Raw genomic sequence first — 3,079 nt, forward strand, 5'->3', positions numbered from 1 at the left:
TTGCTCTTTAACAATCTGGAACAAGCTGAAAATTGAAACATGACAGCTGAACATGCATTGATGCCTACGGGTGTGAATGGTGCATCAGTCTGTCAATGAGTCTCTCAAATAATCGCAGCACGAATGTGTCTTCAAGACATCTTCGGGTTGTGAGGTTAAGCGACTAAGCGTACACGGTGGATGCCTAGGCAGTCAGAGGCGATGAAGGGCGTGCTAATCTGCGATAAGCGTCGGTAAGCTGATATGAAGCGTTATACCCGACGATACCCGAATGGGGAAACCCAGTGTGTTTCGACACACTATCATTAACTGAATCCATAGGTTAATGAGGCGAACCGGGGGAACTGAAACATCTCAGTACCCCGAGGAAAAGAAATCAACCGAGATTCCCCCAGTAGCGGCGAGCGAACGGGGAAGAGCCCAGAACCTGAATCAGTTTGTGTGTTAGTGGAAGCGTCTGGAAAGTCGCACAGTAAAGGGTGATAGTCCCGTACACAAAAATGCACAGATTGTGAGTTCGATGAGTAGGGCGGGACACGTGACATCCTGTCTGAATATGGGGGGACCATCCTCCAAGGCTAAATACTCCTGACTGACCGATAGTGAACCAGTACCGTGAGGGAAAGGCGAAAAGAACCCCGGCGAGGGGAGTGAAATAGAACCTGAAACCGTGTACGTACAAGCAGTGGGAGCCTACTTGTTAGGTGACTGCGTACCTTTTGTATAATGGGTCAGCGACTTATATTCTGTAGCAAGGTTAACCGTTTAGGGGAGCCGCAGGGAAACCGAGTCTTAACTGGGCGTTAAGTTGCAGGGTATAGACCCGAAACCCGGTGATCTAGCCATGGGCAGGTTGAAGGTTGGGTAACACTAACTGGAGGACCGAACCGACTAATGTTGAAAAATTAGCGGATGACTTGTGGCTGGGGGTGAAAGGCCAATCAAACCGGGAGATAGCTGGTTCTCCCCGAAAGCTATTTAGGTAGCGCCTCGTGAATTCATCTTCGGGGGTAGAGCACTGTTTCGGCTAGGGGGTCATCCCGACTTACCAACCCGATGCAAACTACGAATACCGAAGAATGTTATCACGGGAGACACACGGCGGGTGCTAACGTTCGTCGTGAAGAGGGAAACAACCCAGACCGCCAGCTAAGGTCCCAAAGTCATGGTTAAGTGGGAAACGATGTGGGAAGGCATAGACAGCCAGGATGTTGGCTTAGAAGCAGCCATCATTTAAAGAAAGCGTAATAGCTCACTGGTCGAGTCGGCCTGCGCGGAAGATGTAACGGGGCTAAACCATGCACCGAAGCTGCGGCAGCGACACTTAGTGTTGTTGGGTAGGGGAGCGTTCTGTAAGCCTGCGAAGGTGGCCTGTGAGGGTTGCTGGAGGTATCAGAAGTGCGAATGCTGACATAAGTAACGATAATGCGGGTGAAAAACCCGCACGCCGGAAGACCAAGGGTTCCTGTCCAACGTTAATCGGGGCAGGGTGAGTCGACCCCTAAGGCGAGGCTGAAAAGCGTAGTCGATGGGAAACAGGTTAATATTCCTGTACTGGGTGTTACTGCGAAGGGGGGACGGAGAAAGCTAGGTTATCCGGGCGACGGTTGTCCCGGTTTAAGCGTGAAGGTGGGTGACTTTGGTAAATCCGGGTCATCGTTAACACTGAGGCGTGATGACGAGTCACTACGGTGATGAAGTAACTGATGCTACGCTTCCAGGAAAAGCCTCTAAGCTCCAGGTAACACCGAATCGTACCCCAAACCGACACAGGTGGTCAGGTAGAGAATACTCAGGCGCTTGAGAGAACTCGGGTGAAGGAACTAGGCAAAATGGTGCCGTAACTTCGGGAGAAGGCACGCTGGTGTAAGGTGAAGTCCCTTGCGGATGGAGCTGAGACCAGTCGAAGATACCAGCTGGCTGCAACTGTTTAATAAAAACACAGCACTGTGCAAACACGAAAGTGGACGTATACGGTGTGACGCCTGCCCGGTGCCGGAAGGTTAATTGATGGGGTCAGCCGCAAGGCGAAGCTCTTGATCGAAGCCCCGGTAAACGGCGGCCGTAACTATAACGGTCCTAAGGTAGCGAAATTCCTTGTCGGGTAAGTTCCGACCTGCACGAATGGCGTAATGATGGCCAGGCTGTCTCCACCCGAGACTCAGTGAAATTGAACTCGCTGTGAAGATGCAGTGTACCCGCGGCAAGACGGAAAGACCCCGTGAACCTTTACTATAGCTTGACACTGAACCTTGAGCCTTGATGTGTAGGATAGGTGGGAGGCTTTGAAGTGTGGACGCCAGTCTGCATGGAGCCGACCTTGAAATACCACCCTTTAATGTTTGATGTTCTAACGTAGGCCCGTAAACCGGGTTGCGGACAGTGTCTGGTGGGTAGTTTGACTGGGGCGGTCTCCTCCCAAAGCGTAACGGAGGAGCACGAAGGTTAGCTAATCCTGGTCGGACATCAGGAGGTTAGTGCAAAGGCATAAGCTAGCTTGACTGCGAGAGTGACAGCTCGAGCAGGTGCGAAAGCAGGTCTTAGTGATCCGGTGGTTCTGAATGGAAGGGCCATCGCTCAACGGATAAAAGGTACTCCGGGGATAACAGGCTGATACCGCCCAAGAGTTCATATCGACGGCGGTGTTTGGCACCTCGATGTCGGCTCATCACATCCTGGGGCTGAAGTAGGTCCCAAGGGTATGGCTGTTCGCCATTTAAAGTGGTACGCGAGCTGGGTTTAGAACGTCGTGAGACAGTTCGGTCCCTATCTGCCGTGGGCGTTGGAAGATTGAGAGGGGTTGCTCCTAGTACGAGAGGACCGGAGTGAACGCACCACTGGTGTACGGGTTGTGATGCCAATTGCATTGCCCGGTAGCTAAGTGCGGAAGAGATAACCGCTGAAAGCATCTAAGCGGGAAACTTGCCTCGAGATGAGTCTTCCCTGGACACTTGATGTCCCTGAAGGGCCGTTGAAGACGACGACGTAGATAGGCTGGGTGTGTAAGCGTAGCGATACGTTGAGCTAACCAGTACTAATGACCCGAGAGGCTTAACCTTACAACACCGAAGGTGTTTTG

1 rRNA gene is annotated in these 3,079 nt (G+C 52.1%); it reads left to right on the forward strand.

The features are described 5' to 3' along the window. Window positions 1–153 precede the first annotated feature (153 nt). Window positions 154–3,059 (forward strand): 23S ribosomal RNA (locus H0247_RS00010). Window positions 3,060–3,079: the final 20 nt, after the last annotated feature.

Origin of the sequence: Pectobacterium sp. CFBP8739 (genome assembly GCF_013449375.1) — a bacterium.
Lineage (GTDB): Bacteria > Pseudomonadota > Gammaproteobacteria > Enterobacterales > Enterobacteriaceae > Pectobacterium.